Source organism: Variovorax boronicumulans (assembly GCF_019352895.1).
GTDB lineage: Bacteria > Pseudomonadota > Gammaproteobacteria > Burkholderiales > Burkholderiaceae_C > Variovorax > Variovorax boronicumulans_A.
Genome location: NZ_JAAAFX010000014.1, coordinates 694,371 through 694,887, shown reverse-complemented (window position 1 = coordinate 694,887; position 517 = coordinate 694,371). Strand labels below are relative to the sequence as shown.

At 67.5% G+C, this 517-nt stretch carries 1 protein-coding gene; it reads right to left on the bottom strand.

What is annotated here, in order from left to right; all coding sequences use genetic code 11:
* On the bottom strand, positions 1-517 hold a 517-nt coding region (locus K0H49_RS29585), incomplete at both ends, for an NAD(P)(+) transhydrogenase (Re/Si-specific) subunit beta (protein ID WP_257625283.1).

The window sequence follows — 517 nt, the reverse complement described above, 5'->3', positions numbered from 1 at the left end:
CATGTCCGCGCCACCGATCGGGATGATGATCAGCACGCCCATCACGAAGGCCAGCGCCAGCATCGCGAAGAAGGCGGTCCAGCTCTCGGTGAAGACGAACACCAGGCCGAGCGCGACGGTCAACAGGCCCAGCACCAGGTTGAGCAGGTGCTGGCCCGAGAACTGCACCGGCGCGCCCTGGAACAGGCGGAACTTGTACTTGCCCGAGAGCTTGCCGAAGGCGATCACCGAGCCGCTGAAGGTGATGGCGCCGATGGCCGCGCCCAGGAACAGTTCCAGCCGGTTGCCCGTGGGGATGGCGTAGCGCAGGAAGCCGTCGATCAGCACCGCGCCGCCATCGACCGTGACGCTGCCGATGGCCGCGGCCACCGGTGCGGCCGTGATGCCGAAGGCCCAGGGCTCGGCCACCGCGGCCACCGCGATGAACACCGCCGCCAGGCCGATCATGCTGTGCATGAAGGCCACCAGCTCGGGCATCTTGGTCATCTCGACCTTGTTGGCCATGTAGGCGCCCAGA